This is a genomic window from Rhodoglobus galactosidasius (assembly GCF_054957775.1).
Genome location: NZ_JBQIAV010000008.1, coordinates 59,904 through 77,675, shown reverse-complemented (window position 1 = coordinate 77,675; position 17,772 = coordinate 59,904). Strand labels below are relative to the sequence as shown.

Genomic DNA, 17,772 nt, shown 5'->3' with positions numbered 1-17,772 from the left:
AAGTAGTGACTGACGTCAATAACCACGCATCAAGCGTGGATTCCCGTGCCGCGTTAAGCGCGTTGCGACTGCCCGAGCTTCACGCAATGGCAGCCGAACGTGGCATCACCGGCACATCAAAACTTCGTAAAGGAGAACTCGTGGAAGCAATCAACGAGAAGAACAGCAATACCGAAACATCCGCACCCGCATCAACTGAGGCTCCGGCCGCTCAGGTAGCTCCGGCCCGTAAGCGCGCTTCGCGTCGTGTCACGAGCGTCGACGGTGCAGCCATTGCTGGCACCGAGGCTCCCGCGGGCGCCCCGCAGGTTGCCAAGAGCGATTCGGCTGCACCTGCAGCTAGCGCTGCACCTGCAGCCGATGCCGCGCCGTCAACAGACGCCGCAGAGCAGAAGCCTAAGACGGCTCCTCGCAAGAAGAAGGTCGACGCTGCACCTGCAGCAAGCGAATCGGATGCCGCAGCAGGCTCGAACGCTTCGACCGACGCGCCAGCATCATCCGATGCTGCCGCAGCTGATGCAGCACCTAAGCGCAACCGCCGTAGCTCGACCCGCACCGCAGAGGCCACCGCTGGCCCGAATGATGATGCCAAGACTGGCGCTTCGAACGAGACCACGTCAGATAACTCGCAGAACAACGCTGACAAGAACAGCGATGCAGGCAAGGGCCGCAACGCTGGCCGTAACAAGCGTGACAACAACGCCAACAACGCGGACAACTCCGACAACTCCGACAACAGTGGCGATAAGAACAATAACTCCGGACGGGCATCTTCGGACTCCGATTCCGACAATGATGGCGACAACAACTCCGACGGTGAGTCGGGTTCGGGTCGCAACCGCAACCGAAACCGCAGCCGCAGCGGCCAGAATGCCGACGGTTCAGGTCGTCAGAATAACAACCGTCGCCAGAACAACAACGGCGGCGGCAACGAACCTCGCGAGAACCGCGAACCGCGCGAACCGCGTGAGAACCGCGACAACCGTGGTGACAACCGCAACAACAGCAACGGCAACAACGATGACTCGCGCGGCGGCGACGTTGATTCCGAGCGCGGTGGACGTGGCCGTTACCGTGACCGCAAGCGCGGTCGCGGCAACATGGGTGACGACTTCGAGCCCGAGATCACCGAAGATGACGTGCTGATTCCCGTTGCCGGCATCCTCGACGTTCTCGACAACTACGCCTTCGTCCGCACCACTGGTTACCTTCCTGGTAACAGCGACGTGTACGTTTCGCTCGGCCAGGTCAAGAAGTACAACCTGCGCAAGGGCGACGCCGTTGTTGGTGCAATCCGCCAGCCTCGCGACGGAGACAACAACCAGGGCCGCCAGAAGTACAACGCCATCGTGCGCATTGACTCGATCAACGGCCTGCCCGTTGAAGAGGCAGCAAACCGTGTTGAATTCGGCAAGCTCACCCCGCTCTACCCGCAGGAACGTCTGCGCCTCGAGACCGAGCCCTCGATGCTGTCGACTCGGATCATTGACCTCGCGGCTCCTATCGGCAAGGGCCAGCGCGGCCTGATTGTCTCGCCTCCGAAGGCAGGCAAGACGCAGGTTCTGCAGGCCATCGCGAACGCGATCTCCAAGAACAACCCCGAGGTTCACCTCATGGTCGTTCTCGTTGACGAGCGCCCAGAAGAAGTCACCGACATGCAGCGCACCGTCAAGGGTGAAGTTATTGCTTCCACCTTCGACCGCCCCGCTGAAGACCACACCACGGTTGCGGAGCTCGCTATCGAGCGTGCAAAGCGTCTCGTTGAGCTTGGCCACGACGTTGTCGTGCTGCTCGACTCGATCACGCGCCTCGGCCGTGCCTACAACCTGACCGCACCGCCTTCCGGCCGTGTTCTGTCCGGTGGGGTCGACTCGGCAGCGCTGTACCCACCGAAGCGTTTCTTCGGTGCGGCACGCAATATAGAAGAGGGCGGCTCGCTCACTATCATCGCTACCGCGCTCGTTGAGACCGGCTCGAAGATGGATGAAGTCATCTTCGAAGAGTTCAAGGGCACCGGCAACATGGAGCTCCGTCTCTCGCGCCAGCTCGCTGACAAGCGCATCTTCCCTGCGGTCGATGTCAACGCATCCGGAACCCGACGTGAAGAGATGCTTCTCGGTGACGACGAAGTGAAGGTCACCTGGAACTTGCGTCGTGCCCTGGCTGGTCTCGACCAGCAGGCTGCACTCGAAATCGTCCTGGGTAAACTAAAGGAGACGCAGTCGAACGTTGAGTTCCTCATGCAGATCCAGAAGTCACTTCCTTCCACTAACGGCAAAAAAGAGGACTAACGATGTTCGAGTCAGTACAGACGCTGCTGACCGAGCATGAGGATCTTGAGGGTCAGCTAGCTGACCCCGAGCTCCACTCTGACCCGGTCCGCTCCAGAAAAGTCAACCGACGCTACGCTGAGTTGTCGCGCATTGTCGCGGCATACAAGGAGTGGCGTCAGCTGACGGACGACCTTGCAGCAGCCACCGAGATGGCTGACGAAGATGAGTCGTTCGCTGCTGAGATACCGGATCTTACCGAGACACTCGAAGCTGTTCAAGAGAAGCTTCGCCGCATCCTAATTCCGCGTGACCCCAACGATTCCCGTGATGTGATCATGGAAATCAAGATGGGTGAAGGTGGAGCTGAATCGGCGCTCTTCGCAGGCGACCTGCTGCGCATGTACTTGCACTATGCAGAGTCGAAGAAGTGGAAGACCGAGATCATCGAGCAGACCTCGAGCGACCTCGGCGGCATCAAAGATGTGCAATTGGCTATCAAGGGTTCGTCGAGCGATCCTGCTGAGGGCGTCTGGGCGCACTTGAAGTACGAGGGTGGAGTGCATCGCGTTCAGCGCGTCCCCGCCACCGAGTCTCAAGGGCGCATCCACACCTCCGCTGCTGGAGTGCTCGTGTTCCCTGAGGTAGATGAACCTGAAGAGGTTGAGATCAGCCAGAACGATCTCAAGATTGATGTCTACCGCTCGTCTGGTCCTGGTGGCCAGTCGGTGAACACCACCGACTCTGCTGTTCGCATTACTCACCTTCCTACCGGCATTGTTGTGGCTATGCAGAACGAGAAATCGCAACTGCAAAACCGCGAGGCCGGTATGCGGGTGCTGCGTGCGCGCATCTTGGCCCGTTACCAAGAAGAGGCGGATGCCGAGGCGAGCGAGTACCGCAAGAGCCAGATACGTACGATGGACCGTTCCGAGCGCATTCGCACCTACAATTTCCCAGAAAACCGCATCGCCGATCACCGCACCGGATACAAGGCCTACAACCTTGACCAAGCAATCAACGGTGCGATGGAGCCCGTCATCCAGTCGTGCATTCTTGCCGACGAAGAGGCGCGCTTGGCCATTATAGGAAACGAATCCTGAGCGAGGCAGTCTCTGCTGAGCCCAATATCAGTGTCGCTGACCTTATTGGCAGCGGCACTGAGCTGTTGAGCGCTGGGGGAGTGCCGAGCCCGGCTGTCGATGCCGAGCTGCTGGTCGCACACGTTCTTGAGCTGAGTCGGGGCGAGCTTCGCGTGCGCGCCGTCACCGGTGCGACCGTGCCTGCCGTGCTGGAGTCGACAGCTCGTGAGTTCTTCACCCGCCGTGCAGCTCGTGAACCGCTGCAACACATCACCGGTATCGCAACGTTCCGCAATCTCGAACTGCGCGTCGGCTCCGGCGTTTTCGTGCCGCGCCCCGAGACCGAAACCGTAGTGCAGTTCGCCATCGATGCGCTCAACGCCAGCGCAACTCCTGAGCCGATCGGTGTCGATCTCGGTACCGGCAGCGGGGCGATCGCGCTATCGATGGCCACTGAAGTTTCGCGTTCGCGAATCTACGCTGTAGAGCTGTCGCCCGACGCGATGCCGTATACGAGCGAGAACTTTCGTCGCTACGGTTCTGCCAACGCGACCCTCGTCAATGCTGACCTCGGCGATGCGTTCACCGAGCTCGATGGCACCGTCGACATCGTGATCTCCAACCCGCCATACATTCCGGCGGCCGCGATCCCGCGCGACATCGAGGTTCAGCTTCATGACCCGGCTCTTGCGCTCTACGGCGGAGAAGACGGCTTGGATGTCGTACGCCGCGTCTCAATAACGGCGCAGCGTTTGCTTCACCAGGGTGGCACTCTCGTGCTCGAGCACGGCGAAGAGCAGGCTTCGGCAATTGCCGCACTGCTCACGGCGGACGGCTGGAATGCCGTAGCCCACCACAAAGATCTGCTCGGCCGAGATCGAGCAACTACCGCGTTGCTCTAAGCACTACCCGCGTGCTTCGGCGAACTCTTCGATCGCCCGGTGCATTCCAGCACAGTCGAGAAACCGGTGACTGGTGATTCCGAGGCGTTGTGCGCCGGCCACGTTCTCCTGCATGTCGTCAACAAAGAACGCGTTGTGCGCATCCACCCCGTAGGCCTCAAGTGTTCGCTCGTAGACCTCGGGGCTGGGCTTGCGCGCTCCGTAGTGGCTTGAGGTGCGCAAGTGATCGCCGAAAATGTCCACCAGTTCGGGGGCTAGCGTCGGCAAGTGGTCGCCAAGTAGGGCGCCATTATTGGTCAGCAGGGTTGTCTGACCCAGTTCAGAGGCGCGTTGTGCTGCTGCGATTGAATCGGGCCACACCGTCATGGCGGCGGCTCTGATTTCGACCCAGCGGGCGACATCCACCGACTGATCGATCGCTAGCTCAAACGCGGCTAGGTATTCTTCGCCGGTTGGGTAGAGCCCAGCTTCGGCACCAAATTCGCCCTCCTCATGCCACCAGAGGCGACGCAGTTCAAGAAAGCTCAGGCCGGTCAGCTCGCTCATGGCGGCCATTCGCGATCGCCAGTCGTACTCATAGAGCACGTCATCCATGTCGAAGATGAAAAGCAGCGTCATTGTTGACCATCGCTATCTGTTAGTCGTGTCCAGTCTTTCACTGTTTCTCCCGGTACCATGTTGGGGACATGGATGACCTCTACGATTGCGCAGACGACGCTCAGCTTCTTACCGGAATGCGGCTCGCGCGCGTTGCTATTGGCCGCGGCGATCTCGTTGTTATCCCCACTGACACTGTCTACGGCGTTGCGGCGGATGCGTTCCAGCCCGAGGCAGTGCAGAAGCTCATTGATGCCAAGGGGCGCACACGCCAGTCGCCTCCGCCAGTGCTGATTCCGGGCATCCCGACTCTTGATGCACTTGCGGCTGAAGTCCCAGATGAGGTGCGTACTCTCGTCGCAGAATTCTGGCCAGGCGGCCTCACCATCATTTTACCGGCGCAGCCTTCGCTGAGCTGGGACCTGGGGGAGACCCACGGCACCGTCGCTCTGCGAATGCCGTCGAGCCGCATTGCTCTTGAACTTCTGTCGGAGACGGGCCCGCTTGCGGTGTCGAGTGCCAACAGCACTGGGCTTCCCGCAGCACGAACTGCAGCAGGAGCCCAGGAGATGCTTGGCGACTCGGTCACGGTATATCTCGATGATGGCGAGGGTGGGGAACTGGCCTCAACCATCGTCGATGCCACCGGTTTGCTCACCGAGGGCGGCAAACTGCGTATTGTGCGTGAGGGCGTTATCTCGGCCGAGGCCATCCGTGAACTGATCGGGGCCGACCGATGCGAATAATTTTCTACATGCTCATTGCGGGCATCGCGGCGATCGTCACCTACGCGTTGGCACTGCTGGTGCTGAAGCTGAGCCTCAAGTACCGGCTCTACCCCCAGGTTCGCCAACGTGACGTGCACACACGGCCCACGCCTCGCCTGGGCGGTGTCGCAATGTTCTTGGGCATTGTTGTGGCGTTTGCGGTTGCATCAACTCTCGGCAACTTTTCGCTCATCTTCAACGAACCGGGCAAAGTGCTTGGCCTTCTCGGCGCGGCACTGATCATTGTCGTCATCGGGGTTGCTGACGACATTTGGGATCTCGACTGGCTCACTAAGCTCGCCGGGCAGATCATCGCGGCTGGCGTGCTCGCGTGGCAGGGGGTGCAGCTCACCACCTTGCCGGTTGGCGGCCAGACCATCCTTTCGCCTTACGTCTCGCTCATCATCACGATCTTCGCGGTTGTGTTGGTAATGAACGCTGTCAACTTCATCGACGGGCTCGACGGACTCGTGGCGGGCGTTGCCGTCATCGCCAGTAGTGTCTTCTTTGTCTACGCCTATCTGCTGCAGTTGCAAGCCCAGACCGAGTACTTCAACTTGGCCTCACTCACCACTGCGATCCTTATTGGCGCGTGCGTTGGCTTCTTGCCGATCAACTTCCATCCGGCCAAGATGTTCATGGGCGATGCCGGGGCGTTGCTAGTCGGACTCCTGATGGCAGCATCTGCAATTTCAGTGACCGGGCAGGTGCCTGCGGGCTACTTGTCCCAGCCCGACAAGTTCACCCTTGATTTCCTACCGGCCTTCATCCCCATCCTGCTGCCGGTGGCAGTGTTGGTTATCCCGTTGCTTGACTTCGGGCTCGCGATGACTCGTCGCCTCCGTGCTGGCAAGTCACCATTTAGCGCCGACCGTAAGCACCTGCACCACCGCCTGCTCGACATGGGGCACTCGCATCTGCACGCGGTGCTCATCCTCTATGCGTGGACTTTTGTTGCCTCTGTCGGAGTGATGGCATTCACGTTTGTGCCGTGGCGATGGGCAGCGCTCATGTTCGTGGCAGGCCTTGCTGTCTGTGCTGCGATCACTCTGGCTCCGCTCAGCCGACGCAAAGCACGCGAAGCCGCAGTTCAACGTCGCGGTGAGGTGCCCGAAGCTCCCGCTGACGACGCACGCTTCGACGGACTGGATGCCGCATCCACCGACACCTCGCCAACGCCACACACGAAGGAACCCACCGTATGAAGTCTTCCGCCATCCTCGGCCGCGCAATCGCCTATGGCGCAATACTGACGGTCGCTATTGCAGTGGTCGGTTCGATCATCGGGTTCTTGGTCGCTGGCAGCTCTGGGCTGGTTAGCGCGCTCATCGGCGCGGGTCTCACGGCATTGTTCATGGCACTCACCGCAGGCACCGTGGTTCTTGCGTCGAGGGCAACTAAGGGGGATCCTTCGAGCGTTCTCTTTTTTGGGATCGTGCTTGGAGCCTGGCTGCTGAAGTTCGTTCTCTTCATCGTTCTCATGGTGTTGTTGAGGGGGCAACCGTTTCTTGAGCCCGTCGTATTCTTCATTGCGGTGCTCGCGGCAGTGATCGGGAGCCTCGTCGTTGATGTGCTTGCGTTCGTGCGAGCGCGTGAAAGCTACGTGCCCGGCGTGACCTTGCCAGGCGAAGATACTTCGATATCAAACTAATCTGGCGGACTTTTTGCCCTTTGCCGCATTGCCTCCTACTGTCTCAAGTCTGGTCGACAGATCGTGGAATCACAGTTTGGGATCTCAGGCTAATGACTTTGTCAGCGGTCGCTGCATAATCGGAATTGTGCGTGGAGAACACGAGTGCCGCGCCTTGCTCGCAGCACTCGTCGAGCACAGACGTGACTAGCGCGGATGTCTCGCTATCCAACGCTGCTAGTGGCTCGTCCGCAAGAATCAATCGTGGTTTTTTTAGTAGGAGGCGCGCTAGCGCTACACGCTGTTGTTCGCCACCGCTCAGCGTGTAAACTTTGGATTTCTCTTTGCCCGCCAGCCCCAAACTCTCGAGCACAGAAGCAGCCATCCGAGAGCGGGAAGCTTTGTCTCGACCCGAATAGGTGAGGGCAATGCCGAGGTTCCTGCCGACTGACCATGAATCCACTAACGCGTAGTTTTGGAACACAAAACCAACGTAGCTCCGGTAGAACATAGTGCGCGCTCGCTGGGAAGCGTTTTGCAGCTCTTGCCCGTCGAATATTAGGCTTCCGCGGTCTGGCGACTCCAGCAGCCCGAGGCAATTGAGTAGCGTTGTTTTGCCAGCGCCGCTAGCGCCTGTAATGGCTACTCGTGCTCCGCGCTCGATGTCAAATGACACGTCGGACCATAGCTCCCTGCCTCCTTTGCTTTTTCCCAAATTTCGAGCGTTGGCAACAGCTTTCATAGTTTTGTTTCTCTCTTCTGGCCGCTTAGTCATGGCGTGATCTGGTCGCTATAACAGCTGCAGTACTTCGAATCGGAATCGATTTTCGAAAAGAACGATCCCGAGGACGCTCCCGAGCGCGCAAAGCCCGACACAAAGCGCGCCAATTGCGATCGATATCATGTCAGCTGTACCCCAAATAATCGACGCCACTGCGACCACTGCGAGAGAGCTCAGCGAAAACCTAAGTAGAAACGCAAAATTCGCTTTCATCGGTGATAAACCGTGGACACGATGGACGAAATTCTCGACTCTGTGTCTGTCACAATGAACTGCCCCCGAGAGCAAGCTAGTTAGCAACAGAAGTGTCGCTAGGAAAACAACCACAGGACCTCGTTGTGCGACGTCTCGCAATTGTCTATCGATTGCTAGCCTCGCAAGGTCTGCTGCTGCAGCGGAAGGCCTGACTTGGCCCGCTAAGCCCGCTGTCTCGATCGCGTTCGACAAAGCTTGACCGTCGTCGACGAGAAGGCTGCCCTGTGATGCAGCTGCGGCATAAAAGTGAGCCGGGAGGATTTTACTGGCAGCAGGAATGACAGCAATAACTGGATCCAGCTGCCCCATCTCAATGTCCACGCTGGCGTGATCGTAATTGAAGACCAGCTGATCCGACGAAGTGATCAGCGTTTGGATTGCTAGCGGTGTTGAAATTGCGGGAGAGGACCATTGGCTGCGCTGGAAATTAGCCCAATCGCGATAGTCGTCTTCGAGTTGGTCGAGTCTATGCGCGTACTGTTCTGGTACAAGCAACAGAATATCGCTGGACTGCAGAACAGCGTGATAATCCTGGCCGCGAACGATGAGTTCCGGAGGCTGCTCGTCCAAAAAAGTTGTGTTAACGACCATGCTATTGCCGCGATCCGGGCCCGGTCTAGGGTCGCCCGACGACGGTTGAGTTGGATGGTAGGCGAGGAGAATCTTGCCTCCGCTTTCGAGATCGTCGACGAGCTTTCCGAAGCGTGAAACTACTGCTTCAAATTCTTCTTCGCCTTGCGCTTCGAACTCGATGCCGACGTAATCACCTGCGTTGTCCCAATTCGGCGACATCTCCTGGTTGCCCTTCAAATCGGCAACTTGACCTGCAGCCTGAGTCATGATCAGAAGAGTTATAAATAGAACGCCTAGCTGAGCAATATGGGTTGCCATCGAAACGAGCCGCGAAGGGCGCTTGCCCTGAATTACTTCGATTTCAGACTCTTCCGCAAGGAATATCAGCGCAATCAACTGGGTAAGAAGAATTGCAACGAGCAGTACTGCAAGTATGCCGAGTGTTTGAGCACCGAAACTACCAATCTGGTGCAGGTCGTTGTATGCCGCAATGCCGATGGCCGCAACAGGCATTGCAACTAGGCAACAAGCGCCGAAAACGATTGCGGTTTCGGTGAGTTCCGCAAGTCCTGAACGAATCAGGGTGTGGCCGTGGAGCACCTTAACGCTTAGGACACGTTGCCTTTGAGATACAAAATAGACGGTCCCGAGTCCTATCCCGATCAAAGTACTCCAGATCACAGGCGCAAAGGAAGACTGCGTAAGAGTCTCAGATAGCGCGCGGCTAGCGGAAACTTGTTCGACAGAAACGGAAATTCCAGAGACGCGCAAGTGCTGGATTAGTCCAGCTAACTGGCTACGCTCGGAAGTCGTAGAGTACGCGCCGAGCAGTTCAGCCCTGCTGAGGTCGCGTGGCGACTCGAAAGTGGTCGTGACCTCGTTGTCAAACGAGGGGTAAATATCGTCTGGGAATAACTGATCGAGGAGTTCGGGGTCCCCGCCAAAAGCGTACAGAGTGCGCTCTGTGTCTGGGCCGACTATGGTTTGGGTGACTCTGAATAAGTTCGTACGATAATCAGAGACTGCGCCAATAAGTACTGAGGACGCCTCGTCCTCAGTTAGCTGATCTGAGATTGATGTCACTACCAAGAACGACTTGGAGCCGAACGGCACGTTGGCATCTAGGGCTTTGTAGGAAAAGAACGAGGTGGCTATCGCGATCGCGACACCAATCAATATCGATACTCGGAATATGATCTGGGCAGCGGAAGCAGCTGTTCTCATAAACTGGCGTGTCCTTATTCGCTGACGTAACCGATACTGTGACGCAGGGTGATTTCGTATCCTTTTTCGGAGGAGCATCTGCATCTCACGAGTCTCCAGCGCGAGCGGTCGGCGTGCTTGATTCGAGAAATCTCGGAAGCGGAGCCACGTCGACCGCCAGCATTAGCTCCCGGCGCTAGTTGAAGATGTAGTACGAAGCAACGTTGCCCCACCACGTACCGACTACGGACGCGTTCGACCACCTGCCGCCGCCTACTGTGTAACCGAGCCCCACGGTTCCGTTGCCGTTTACAACTTTCGCGTAGTGGGTTTTCGAAGGGTGGTAGTAGTTGGAGTAGGCGGACCCGCCGTACTCCCAGATTCCGCCATCAACGTACTTCGTTGTCGCCAAAGCACTGCCCGTGCCCACCCCCGCAATTAGTAATGCGAGGATGGTTGCGGTAGCAATTTTCTTTTTCAGCATTGACTTCCTCAATCCTTAGGTTGAATGGATTTGCGATCACAATTTGAGGATAAGGCAACTTAGCACGATCTGTCTACTGTAATGATGGGTCTACTTCTCTGGTGAGACTCGCAACGCTCTAGCGCAATCTGCGCAGCCCGCATTATTCGCAAATTTGGTCTATGTTTTCGTAATCCTTTGCTAGAATAATTCTTGCAAGAAACCCAATTCCTCGCCGCGTGAATAACACGCCCCGATTCTGGAGACAGCGCTGTTATATCACGCTCTCACGCTCTTAGCGCCCTTTGCCACCGATGACGGATCCGGCGACGGGGGCTTTAAAGGCCCTTCGTTAGCCGATTTCTTCCCGCCTGCCTTCCTCTTTGAAGGCACACCATTCGAGATCAACCGAGTCATGATGGTTCGCTTTATCGCGGTCGCCGTTCTGATTCTGCTGTTCTGGCTCGGCACCCGTCGCATGCGAATGATCCCCGGTCGAAGCCAGAGCCTCCTCGAGATGGCTGTCGGCTTTGTCCAGTCAAACATCGCAGACGGTGCGCTCGGAAAAGAAGAGGGCAAGCGGTTCATGCCGCTGCTCGCGACGATGTTCTTCATGGTTCTAGCGATGAATATCACCGGCATTGTGCCGGGGCTAAACATTGCCGGCACCTCGGTGATCGGCGTACCGCTGGTACTGGCAGTCGTCGCGTACGTGGCCTTCATTTACGCGGGCATCAAGAAGCAGGGAATGCGCTTCTTCAAAGCTTCCCTTTTCCCGTCCGGTGTGCCGTGGGCGCTTTACCTCATTGTTACGCCGATCGAATTCGTTTCGACTTTCATTCTTCGGCCAGTAACCCTGGCACTGCGACTTCTGATGAACATGATCGCAGGGCACATGCTGCTCGTGTTGTGTTTCTCGGCTACACAGTTCTTCTTGTTCACTGCCGGAGGCTTCTACGGACTGTTTAGCGGTCTCACGCTTGCTTTCGGGCTCATTTTTACACTCTTCGAAATTCTTGTTGCTGTGCTCCAGGCGTATGTCTTCACATTCCTGACCGCGGTATACATCCAGCTCGCGTTGGTCGAAGAGCACTAGACAGGTTCCGGCATCCGCTGGAAATTGAAACTACGGAAGGAAAACAAATGAACGTTGCTGAAATCACAGGTCAGCTTGCCCCGGTTGCCTTTGGTATTGCCACCATCGGTCCCGCAATCGGTGTAGGAATCGTTGTAGGAAAGACCGTTGAATCGGTTGCACGCCAGCCTGAACTCCAGGGCCGCCTCACGGGACTTATGTTCCTGGGCATTGCATTCACCGAGGCACTCGCATTCATCGCGATCGCTGTCTCGTTCATCCAATTCCCGTAACTACTGACTAACTGAGGAGGCTGGGATGCTTAGTGCAGCACTGGCTGCCGTCGAAGAGGGAGATCTGAACCCCCTTCTTCCCGCGGATTACGACATTATTTGGTCAGCGGTTGTCTTCGCTATCATCTTGCTCTTCTTCTGGAAGAAGTTCCTTCCTGCTTTGACGAAGACTCTGGATGCTCGCGCCGAGGCCATCGAAGGTGGCATCAAGAAGGCTGAGATCGCTCAGGCTGAAGCCGCTGAGGCTCTTGAGCAGTACAAGACTCAGCTCGCTGAGGGCCGTGCCGAAGCCGCGAAAATTCGCGAGCAAGCACGTCTCGAGGGAACCGCGATTGTCAACGAGCTCAAAGAGCAGGCATCGATCGAAGCTGCACGCATCACTGCGAATGCACAGGCCACGATCGAAGCAGAACGCCAGGCCGCTCTCGTATCGCTCCGAACCGAGGTTGGCTCAATGGCCATCGATCTCGCATCGGGCGTCATCGGGCAGAGCCTGACCGACGACAAGAAGTCTTCCGAGCTCGTCGACCAGTTCTTGGCTGACCTTGAAACTTCAGAGAAGGCAAAGGCGAAGAAGTAATGGGATCAGCTACGAGAGAAGCGCTTGTTGCAGCGAAAGATGCTCTGGCATCGGTCACTGTCAAGGACTCTCTGACCACTGGCGCAGAGCTGTTCGAAGCAGGGCGTGTTGTGGGCGGTTCCGCCCAGCTGCGTTCTGCTTTGGCTGATCCTGCCGCCGCTGCGAAAGACAAGACCGCAATAGTCGGTTCGGTTTTCTCGTCGCTGAGCGCCTCAGCGCGCACCGTGCTTTCAGCCATCGTCAGCGCGCGCTGGTCGAACGCTCACGATCTGCTCGCAGGAATCGAAGAGATCGGCATTCGCGCGATTGCAAAGTCGGCTCCGGCGACGCTTGCCATCGAAGGCGAACTCTTCTCCTTCGGCGGCACGGTTTCTTCGGATTCTGAGTTGGAACTCGCTGTTGGCAGCAAACTCGGCTCTGCCGAGTCGAAGTCAGCGCTGGTTCATAGCCTGCTCAAGGGCAAGGCTTCAGAACAGGCTGTCGTCATCATCGACCAACTTGTTCAACAGCCGCGTGGCCGCCGCATCGGTGAACTGATCTCAACCGCCGCAGACATTGTCGCCGACGAAGCAGGCCAGTCAGTCGCAACAATTACGACTGCCGCGCCGCTCACGGCAGCACAGCTCGAACGGTTGCGCACCGGCCTCACCAAGAACTACGGACGTGAACTCAACCTCAACGTTCGCATCGACCCCTCGCTCATCGGTGGGGTACGCGTTCAAATCGGTGACGAAGTCATCGACGGCAGCGTCTCCACCAAGCTCAACGACCTCAGGATCCAACTCGCGGGCTAGCGAGTTAGCAGACCTTTCCACGGAATAGGAAAACACAATGGCAGAACTCAGCATTAGTCCGGACGAGATCCGCGACGCGCTCAAAGACTTCGTCAAGGCCTACGAGCCTGGCAAGGCTGCGACAACCGAGACCGGCACCGTCGTAGACGCTGCAGACGGCATCGCACACGTCGACGGCCTCCCAGGCGTCATGGCCAACGAACTCATTCGCTTCGCCGACGGCACCCTAGGCCTCGCCCAGAACCTCGACGAAGACGAGATCGGTGTTGTTATCCTCGGTGAGTTCGCTGGCATCGTCGAGGGCATGGAGGTTACTCGCACAGGCGAGGTTCTTTCCGCACCCGTTGGAGACGCATTCCTTGGTCGCGTAGTCGACCCGCTCGGCGCTCCGATCGATGGTCTCGGCGAGATCAAGGCTGAAGGTCGTCGTGCGCTCGAGCTTCAGGCTCCCGGCGTAATGGACCGCAAGAGTGTCCACGAGCCTATGCAGACCGGAATCAAGGCAATTGACGCCATGATCCCGATCGGCCGCGGCCAGCGCCAGCTGATCATTGGTGACCGCCAGACCGGTAAGACCGCAATCGCGATCGACACCATCATCAACCAGAAAGAGAACTGGGAGTCGGGCGACGAGAAGAAGCAGGTTCGCTGCATCTACGTTGCTATCGGACAAAAGGGCTCAACGATTGCTGCGGTAAAGGGCGCACTCGAAGAGGCCGGCGCCATGGAATACACCACCATCGTGGCTGCTCCCGCATCCGACCCCGCAGGATTCAAGTACCTTGCTCCCTACACCGGTTCGGCTATCGGCCAGCACTGGATGTATGGCGGCAAGCACGTATTGATCATCTTCGATGACCTTTCCAAGCAGGCTGAGGCCTACCGCGCAGTATCACTGCTGCTTCGCCGTCCGCCAGGGCGTGAGGCATACCCCGGTGACGTGTTCTACCTGCACTCCCGTCTACTCGAGCGTTGTGCGAAGCTCTCCGACGAGCTCGGTGCCGGATCGATGACGGGTCTGCCCATCATCGAAACCAAGGCAAACGACGTTGCGGCCTACATCCCGACCAACGTGATCTCGATCACCGACGGTCAGATCTTCCTGCAGTCCGACCTCTTCAACGCCAACCAGCGCCCCGCTGTTGACGTGGGTATCTCGGTCTCGCGTGTTGGTGGTGACGCCCAGGTCAAGTCGATCAAGAAGGTTTCGGGAACGCTGAAGCTTGAGCTTGCTCAGTACCGCTCGCTCGAAGCATTCGCGATGTTTGCATCTGACCTTGACCCGACCAGCCGTCGCCAGCTTGCACGAGGCGCTCGCCTCACCGAGCTGCTGCGCCAGCCGCAGTACTCGCCGTTCCCCGTCGAGAACCAGGTCGTTTCGATCTGGGCTGGCACCAACGGCAAGCTCGATGAGGTTCCTGTCGAAGACATTCTTCGTTTCGAAAGCGAACTGCACGACTACCTCGCTCGCAACACCAAGGTGCTCGACACCCTGCGCGAGAAGAACGCACTCGATGACCAGCTGATCGCTGACATGGGTGCTGCAGTCGACGAGTTCAAACTGGGCTTCCAGACGGGTGAAGGAAAGTCGCTCAACTCCGTCGGATCCGAGCAGTTCGAAGAGATCGCTGAAGAAGATATCGCCCAAGAGCAGATCGTCAAGCAGAAGCGCTGAGCTCTGCACCAGTGATCATCGACCAACACGACATAGAAAGTTAGAAAGCCATGGGAGCGCAACTTCGGGTCTACCGGCAGAAAATTAGTTCTGCCAAGACGACCAAGAAGATCACACGCGCGATGGAGCTGATCTCCGCGTCGCGCATTCAAAAGGCGAAACAGCGGGTTGCTGCATCGGGTCCGTACTCACGTGCGGTCACGCGCGCCGTCTCGGCGGTGGCGACTTTCTCGAACGTCGATCACGTGCTGACAACTGAGCCGGAGACAGTCGACCGCGCAGCGGTAGTCATCTTTTCGAGTGACCGAGGACTCGCGGGAGCGTTCAACACGAACGTTCTTCGCGAAGCTGGCGAACTCGCAGCTCGGCTTGAAGGCGAAGGCAAAGAGGTCGTTTACTACCTCGTTGGTCGCAAGGCCGCAGCATATTTCGCCTTCCGCAAGCGTGATGCTGAGCAAATTTGGACCGGCGGAACAGATTCGCCCGCTTTCGAAATTGCGAAGGAAATCGGCGACGCCGTCGTGAGCAAGTTCTTGCAGCCGGCAAGCGAAGGCGGAGTAGACGAGATCCACATTGTCTACAACCGCTTGGTGAGCATGCTGTTGCAAGTTCCCGAGGTTGTTCGTCTTCTCCCATTGGAGATCGTTGAAGGTGTTGAAGCACCCGACGAAAATGACGTGCTTCCCCTCTACGAATTCGAACCAGAGGTAGACAAGGTGCTCGACGCTTTGCTACCTGTGTACATCGAGAGCCGCATCTTCAACGCCATGCTTCAGTCTGCTGCTGCCAAGCACGCTGCGACGCAGAAGGCAATGAAGTCTGCAAGCGACAACGCAGACAAGCTCATCAATGACTACACGCGCTTGGCAAACAACGCGCGTCAGTCGGAGATTACCCAGCAGATTTCCGAGATCGTGGGCGGCGCGGACGCCCTCAGCTCGGCTAAGTAAGAACCATAGATAGGGAAGCCATGACTGAAAAAGCCCCGGCCAAGAAGGCCCCCGCTGCAAAGGCAGCAACCACAAAGGCAGCAACCACAAAGGCAGCAGCTACAAAAGCACCAGCCAAAAAAGCACCAGCCAAAAAAACACCAGCCAAGAAGGCCGCAGCCAAGACGGTTGTTGCTGCGACTGTTGCCGGCATTGGTCGCATTTCGCGCGTAACCGGCCCCGTTGTGGACGTCGAGTTTCCGCACGATTCGATCCCCGGAATCTACAACGCGCTCAAGACCAACGTCACCATCGGTGGCGTGACCTCCGAAATTACGCTTGAAGTCGCACAGCACCTCGGCGACGACGTAGTTCGTGCCATCGCGCTCAAGCCCACTGACGGACTCGTTCGTGGCCAAGAGGTTCGCGACTCCGGCTCGCAGATCACGGTCCCCGTTGGTGACGTCACTAAGGGCAAGGTATTCAGCGTTACCGGCGAGATCCTCAACGCGGATGAAGACGGCAAGGTCAACGGCGAAACCGTCGAGATCACTGAGCGCTGGCCAATCCACCGCAAGCCACCAGCATTCGACCAGCTCGAATCGAAGACTGAACTCTTCGAAACCGGCATCAAGGTCATAGACCTCCTTACGCCCTACGTTCAGGGTGGAAAGATTGGTCTGTTCGGTGGTGCCGGTGTTGGTAAGACCGTCCTGATCCAGGAAATGATCCAGCGTGTAGCGCAGGACCACGGTGGAGTTTCCGTATTCGCCGGTGTTGGTGAGCGTACCCGTGAAGGTAACGACCTCATCGCTGAAATGGATGAAGCCGGCGTCTTCGAAAAGACCGCCCTAGTTTTCGGACAGATGGATGAGCCGCCTGGGACACGTCTTCGCGTTGCGCTCTCGGCTCTCACCATGGCTGAGTACTTCCGTGACGTTCAGAAGCAAGACGTTCTGTTGTTCATTGACAACATCTTCCGCTTTACACAGGCAGGTTCCGAAGTATCGACCCTTCTGGGCCGTATGCCTTCGGCCGTGGGCTACCAGCCCAACCTCGCTGATGAGATGGGTATCCTTCAGGAGCGCATCACCTCGACGCGTGGTCACTCGATTACGTCGCTTCAGGCGATTTACGTTCCTGCCGATGACTACACTGACCCGGCTCCGGCAACTACCTTCGCCCACCTCGACGCCACGACTGAGCTCAGCCGTGAAATCGCATCGAAGGGTTTGTACCCTGCCGTTGACCCGCTCACCTCGACGAGTCGTATTCTCGACCCCCGTTACCTAGGTGATGACCACTACCGTGTTGCTACCGACGTGAAGAAGATTCTGCAGAAGAACAAGGAACTCCAGGAGATCATCGCGATCCTCGGTGTTGACGAGCTCTCTGAAGAGGACAAGATTACCGTTTCGCGCGCACGCCGCATCCAGCAGTTCCTCTCGCAGAACACGTACATGGCGAAGAAGTTCACCGGTGTTGAAGGATCGACTGTTTCGCTCAAGGAAACCATCGAGTCGTTCGACGCGATCGTCAAGGGCGAGTTCGACCACGTTGCTGAGCAGGCGTTCTTCAACGTCGGTGGCATCAACGATGTCGAAGAGCAGTGGGCAAAGATCCAGAAAGAGAACTCCTAATAATGGCCGTTCTCAAGGTGAGCGTCGTCTCTGCCGACCAGGAACTCTGGTCGGGAGAGGCGAGCCAGCTCATTGCGCGAACCACCGAAGGTGAAATCGGAATCCTGCCCGGCCACGAACCGCTTCTTGCGATTCTGGCAAAGGGTGAGGTTCGCGTCACTGCCGCCGATGGTTCTCAGATCACCGCGAACGCAGACAACGGATTCCTCTCGGTGGAGAACAACACGGTAACAGTCGTGGCAAGCTCCGCAGAGCTGGTCTAA

At 57.7% G+C, this 17,772-nt stretch carries 18 protein-coding genes; 14 read left to right on the top strand and 4 right to left on the bottom strand.

The window, feature by feature from the left end; all coding sequences use genetic code 11:
* Positions 1–5 precede the first annotated feature (5 nt).
* Genes rho through prmC form a run of 3 tightly spaced genes read left to right on the top strand, consistent with a single transcriptional unit; the run spans position 6 to position 4,254 of the window.
* Complete coding sequence (gene rho / locus ACTJJW_RS11330; protein WP_462644729.1) at positions 6–2,291, top strand: transcription termination factor Rho; 2,286 nt, start codon at positions 6–8, stop codon at positions 2,289–2,291.
* Between the two features lie 2 nt (positions 2,292–2,293).
* Positions 2,294–3,373 (top strand): peptide chain release factor 1, encoded by a 1,080-nt coding sequence (gene prfA, locus ACTJJW_RS11325; RefSeq protein ID WP_462644727.1) that lies wholly within the window; start codon positions 2,294–2,296, stop codon positions 3,371–3,373.
* 26 nt (positions 3,374–3,399) lie between these two features.
* Complete coding sequence (gene prmC / locus ACTJJW_RS11320) at positions 3,400–4,254, top strand: peptide chain release factor N(5)-glutamine methyltransferase (RefSeq protein ID WP_462644863.1); 855 nt, start codon at positions 3,400–3,402, stop codon at positions 4,252–4,254.
* 3 nt (positions 4,255–4,257) lie between these two features.
* On the opposite strand, the gene ACTJJW_RS11315 is transcribed toward prmC, so the two are convergent.
* The gene (locus ACTJJW_RS11315; protein ID WP_462644725.1) at positions 4,258–4,872 is read right to left on the bottom strand and encodes an HAD-IA family hydrolase; all 615 of its coding nucleotides are present in this window, start codon (positions 4,870–4,872) and stop codon (positions 4,258–4,260) included.
* Positions 4,873–4,940: 68 nt separating this feature from the next.
* Here ACTJJW_RS11315 and ACTJJW_RS11310 point away from each other — a divergent pair, with 68 nt between their 5' ends.
* From ACTJJW_RS11310 to ACTJJW_RS11300, 3 genes are read left to right on the top strand one after another with little or no spacing between them, the layout of a single operon-like run.
* Positions 4,941–5,597, top strand: a complete 657-nt coding sequence (locus ACTJJW_RS11310; protein ID WP_462644723.1) for an L-threonylcarbamoyladenylate synthase — start codon at positions 4,941–4,943, stop codon at positions 5,595–5,597.
* Positions 5,594–6,823, top strand: a complete 1,230-nt coding sequence (locus ACTJJW_RS11305; RefSeq protein WP_462644861.1) for an MraY family glycosyltransferase — start codon at positions 5,594–5,596, stop codon at positions 6,821–6,823. Before ACTJJW_RS11310 ends, ACTJJW_RS11305 begins: the two co-directional genes overlap by 4 nt.
* Complete coding sequence (locus tag ACTJJW_RS11300) at positions 6,820–7,269, top strand: hypothetical protein (RefSeq protein ID WP_462644721.1); 450 nt, start codon at positions 6,820–6,822, stop codon at positions 7,267–7,269. Before ACTJJW_RS11305 ends, ACTJJW_RS11300 begins: the two co-directional genes overlap by 4 nt.
* 43 nt (positions 7,270–7,312) lie before the next feature.
* On the opposite strand, the gene ACTJJW_RS11295 is transcribed toward ACTJJW_RS11300, so the two are convergent.
* From ACTJJW_RS11295 to ACTJJW_RS11285, 3 genes are all read right to left on the bottom strand, one after another.
* The gene (locus ACTJJW_RS11295; protein ID WP_462644719.1) at positions 7,313–7,990 is read right to left on the bottom strand and encodes an ABC transporter ATP-binding protein; all 678 of its coding nucleotides are present in this window, start codon (positions 7,988–7,990) and stop codon (positions 7,313–7,315) included.
* A 48-nt stretch (positions 7,991–8,038) separates the two neighbouring features.
* Positions 8,039–10,081 (bottom strand): hypothetical protein, encoded by a 2,043-nt coding sequence (locus ACTJJW_RS11290; protein ID WP_462644717.1) that lies wholly within the window; start codon positions 10,079–10,081, stop codon positions 8,039–8,041.
* 175 nt (positions 10,082–10,256) lie between these two features.
* Complete coding sequence (locus ACTJJW_RS11285; protein ID WP_462644715.1) at positions 10,257–10,544, bottom strand: lactococcin 972 family bacteriocin; 288 nt, start codon at positions 10,542–10,544, stop codon at positions 10,257–10,259.
* 238 nt (positions 10,545–10,782) lie between these two features.
* Between ACTJJW_RS11285 and atpB the strand changes: the two genes are divergently transcribed.
* The 8 genes from atpB to ACTJJW_RS11245 are packed head-to-tail and all read left to right on the top strand — an operon-like array spanning position 10,783 to position 17,772.
* On the top strand, positions 10,783–11,619 hold the full coding sequence (gene atpB, locus ACTJJW_RS11280; RefSeq protein WP_462644859.1) for a F0F1 ATP synthase subunit A: 837 nt from the start codon (positions 10,783–10,785) through the stop codon (positions 11,617–11,619).
* 47 nt (positions 11,620–11,666) lie between these two features.
* The gene (atpE, locus tag ACTJJW_RS11275) at positions 11,667–11,891 is read left to right on the top strand and encodes an ATP synthase F0 subunit C (RefSeq protein WP_100389974.1); all 225 of its coding nucleotides are present in this window, start codon (positions 11,667–11,669) and stop codon (positions 11,889–11,891) included.
* Between the two features lie 25 nt (positions 11,892–11,916).
* Positions 11,917–12,471: a F0F1 ATP synthase subunit B gene (locus ACTJJW_RS11270; protein WP_462644713.1), complete on the top strand. Its 555-nt coding sequence runs from the start codon at positions 11,917–11,919 to the stop codon at positions 12,469–12,471.
* On the top strand, positions 12,471–13,265 hold the full coding sequence (locus ACTJJW_RS11265; RefSeq protein WP_462644711.1) for a F0F1 ATP synthase subunit delta: 795 nt from the start codon (positions 12,471–12,473) through the stop codon (positions 13,263–13,265). The genes ACTJJW_RS11270 and ACTJJW_RS11265 overlap by 1 nt, the downstream gene beginning before the upstream one ends.
* A gap of 37 nt (positions 13,266–13,302) precedes the next feature.
* Positions 13,303–14,940 carry a F0F1 ATP synthase subunit alpha gene (gene atpA, locus ACTJJW_RS11260; RefSeq protein WP_462644709.1) on the top strand — a complete coding sequence of 546 codons (1,638 nt, stop codon included), beginning with the start codon at positions 13,303–13,305 and terminating at the stop codon, positions 14,938–14,940.
* A gap of 50 nt (positions 14,941–14,990) precedes the next feature.
* The gene (locus ACTJJW_RS11255) at positions 14,991–15,890 is read left to right on the top strand and encodes a F0F1 ATP synthase subunit gamma (protein ID WP_462644707.1); all 900 of its coding nucleotides are present in this window, start codon (positions 14,991–14,993) and stop codon (positions 15,888–15,890) included.
* A gap of 20 nt (positions 15,891–15,910) precedes the next feature.
* Complete coding sequence (atpD, locus tag ACTJJW_RS11250; protein WP_462644705.1) at positions 15,911–17,509, top strand: F0F1 ATP synthase subunit beta; 1,599 nt, start codon at positions 15,911–15,913, stop codon at positions 17,507–17,509.
* A 2-nt stretch (positions 17,510–17,511) separates the two neighbouring features.
* Positions 17,512–17,772 carry a F0F1 ATP synthase subunit epsilon gene (locus ACTJJW_RS11245; RefSeq protein WP_343925573.1) on the top strand — a complete coding sequence of 87 codons (261 nt, stop codon included), beginning with the start codon at positions 17,512–17,514 and terminating at the stop codon, positions 17,770–17,772.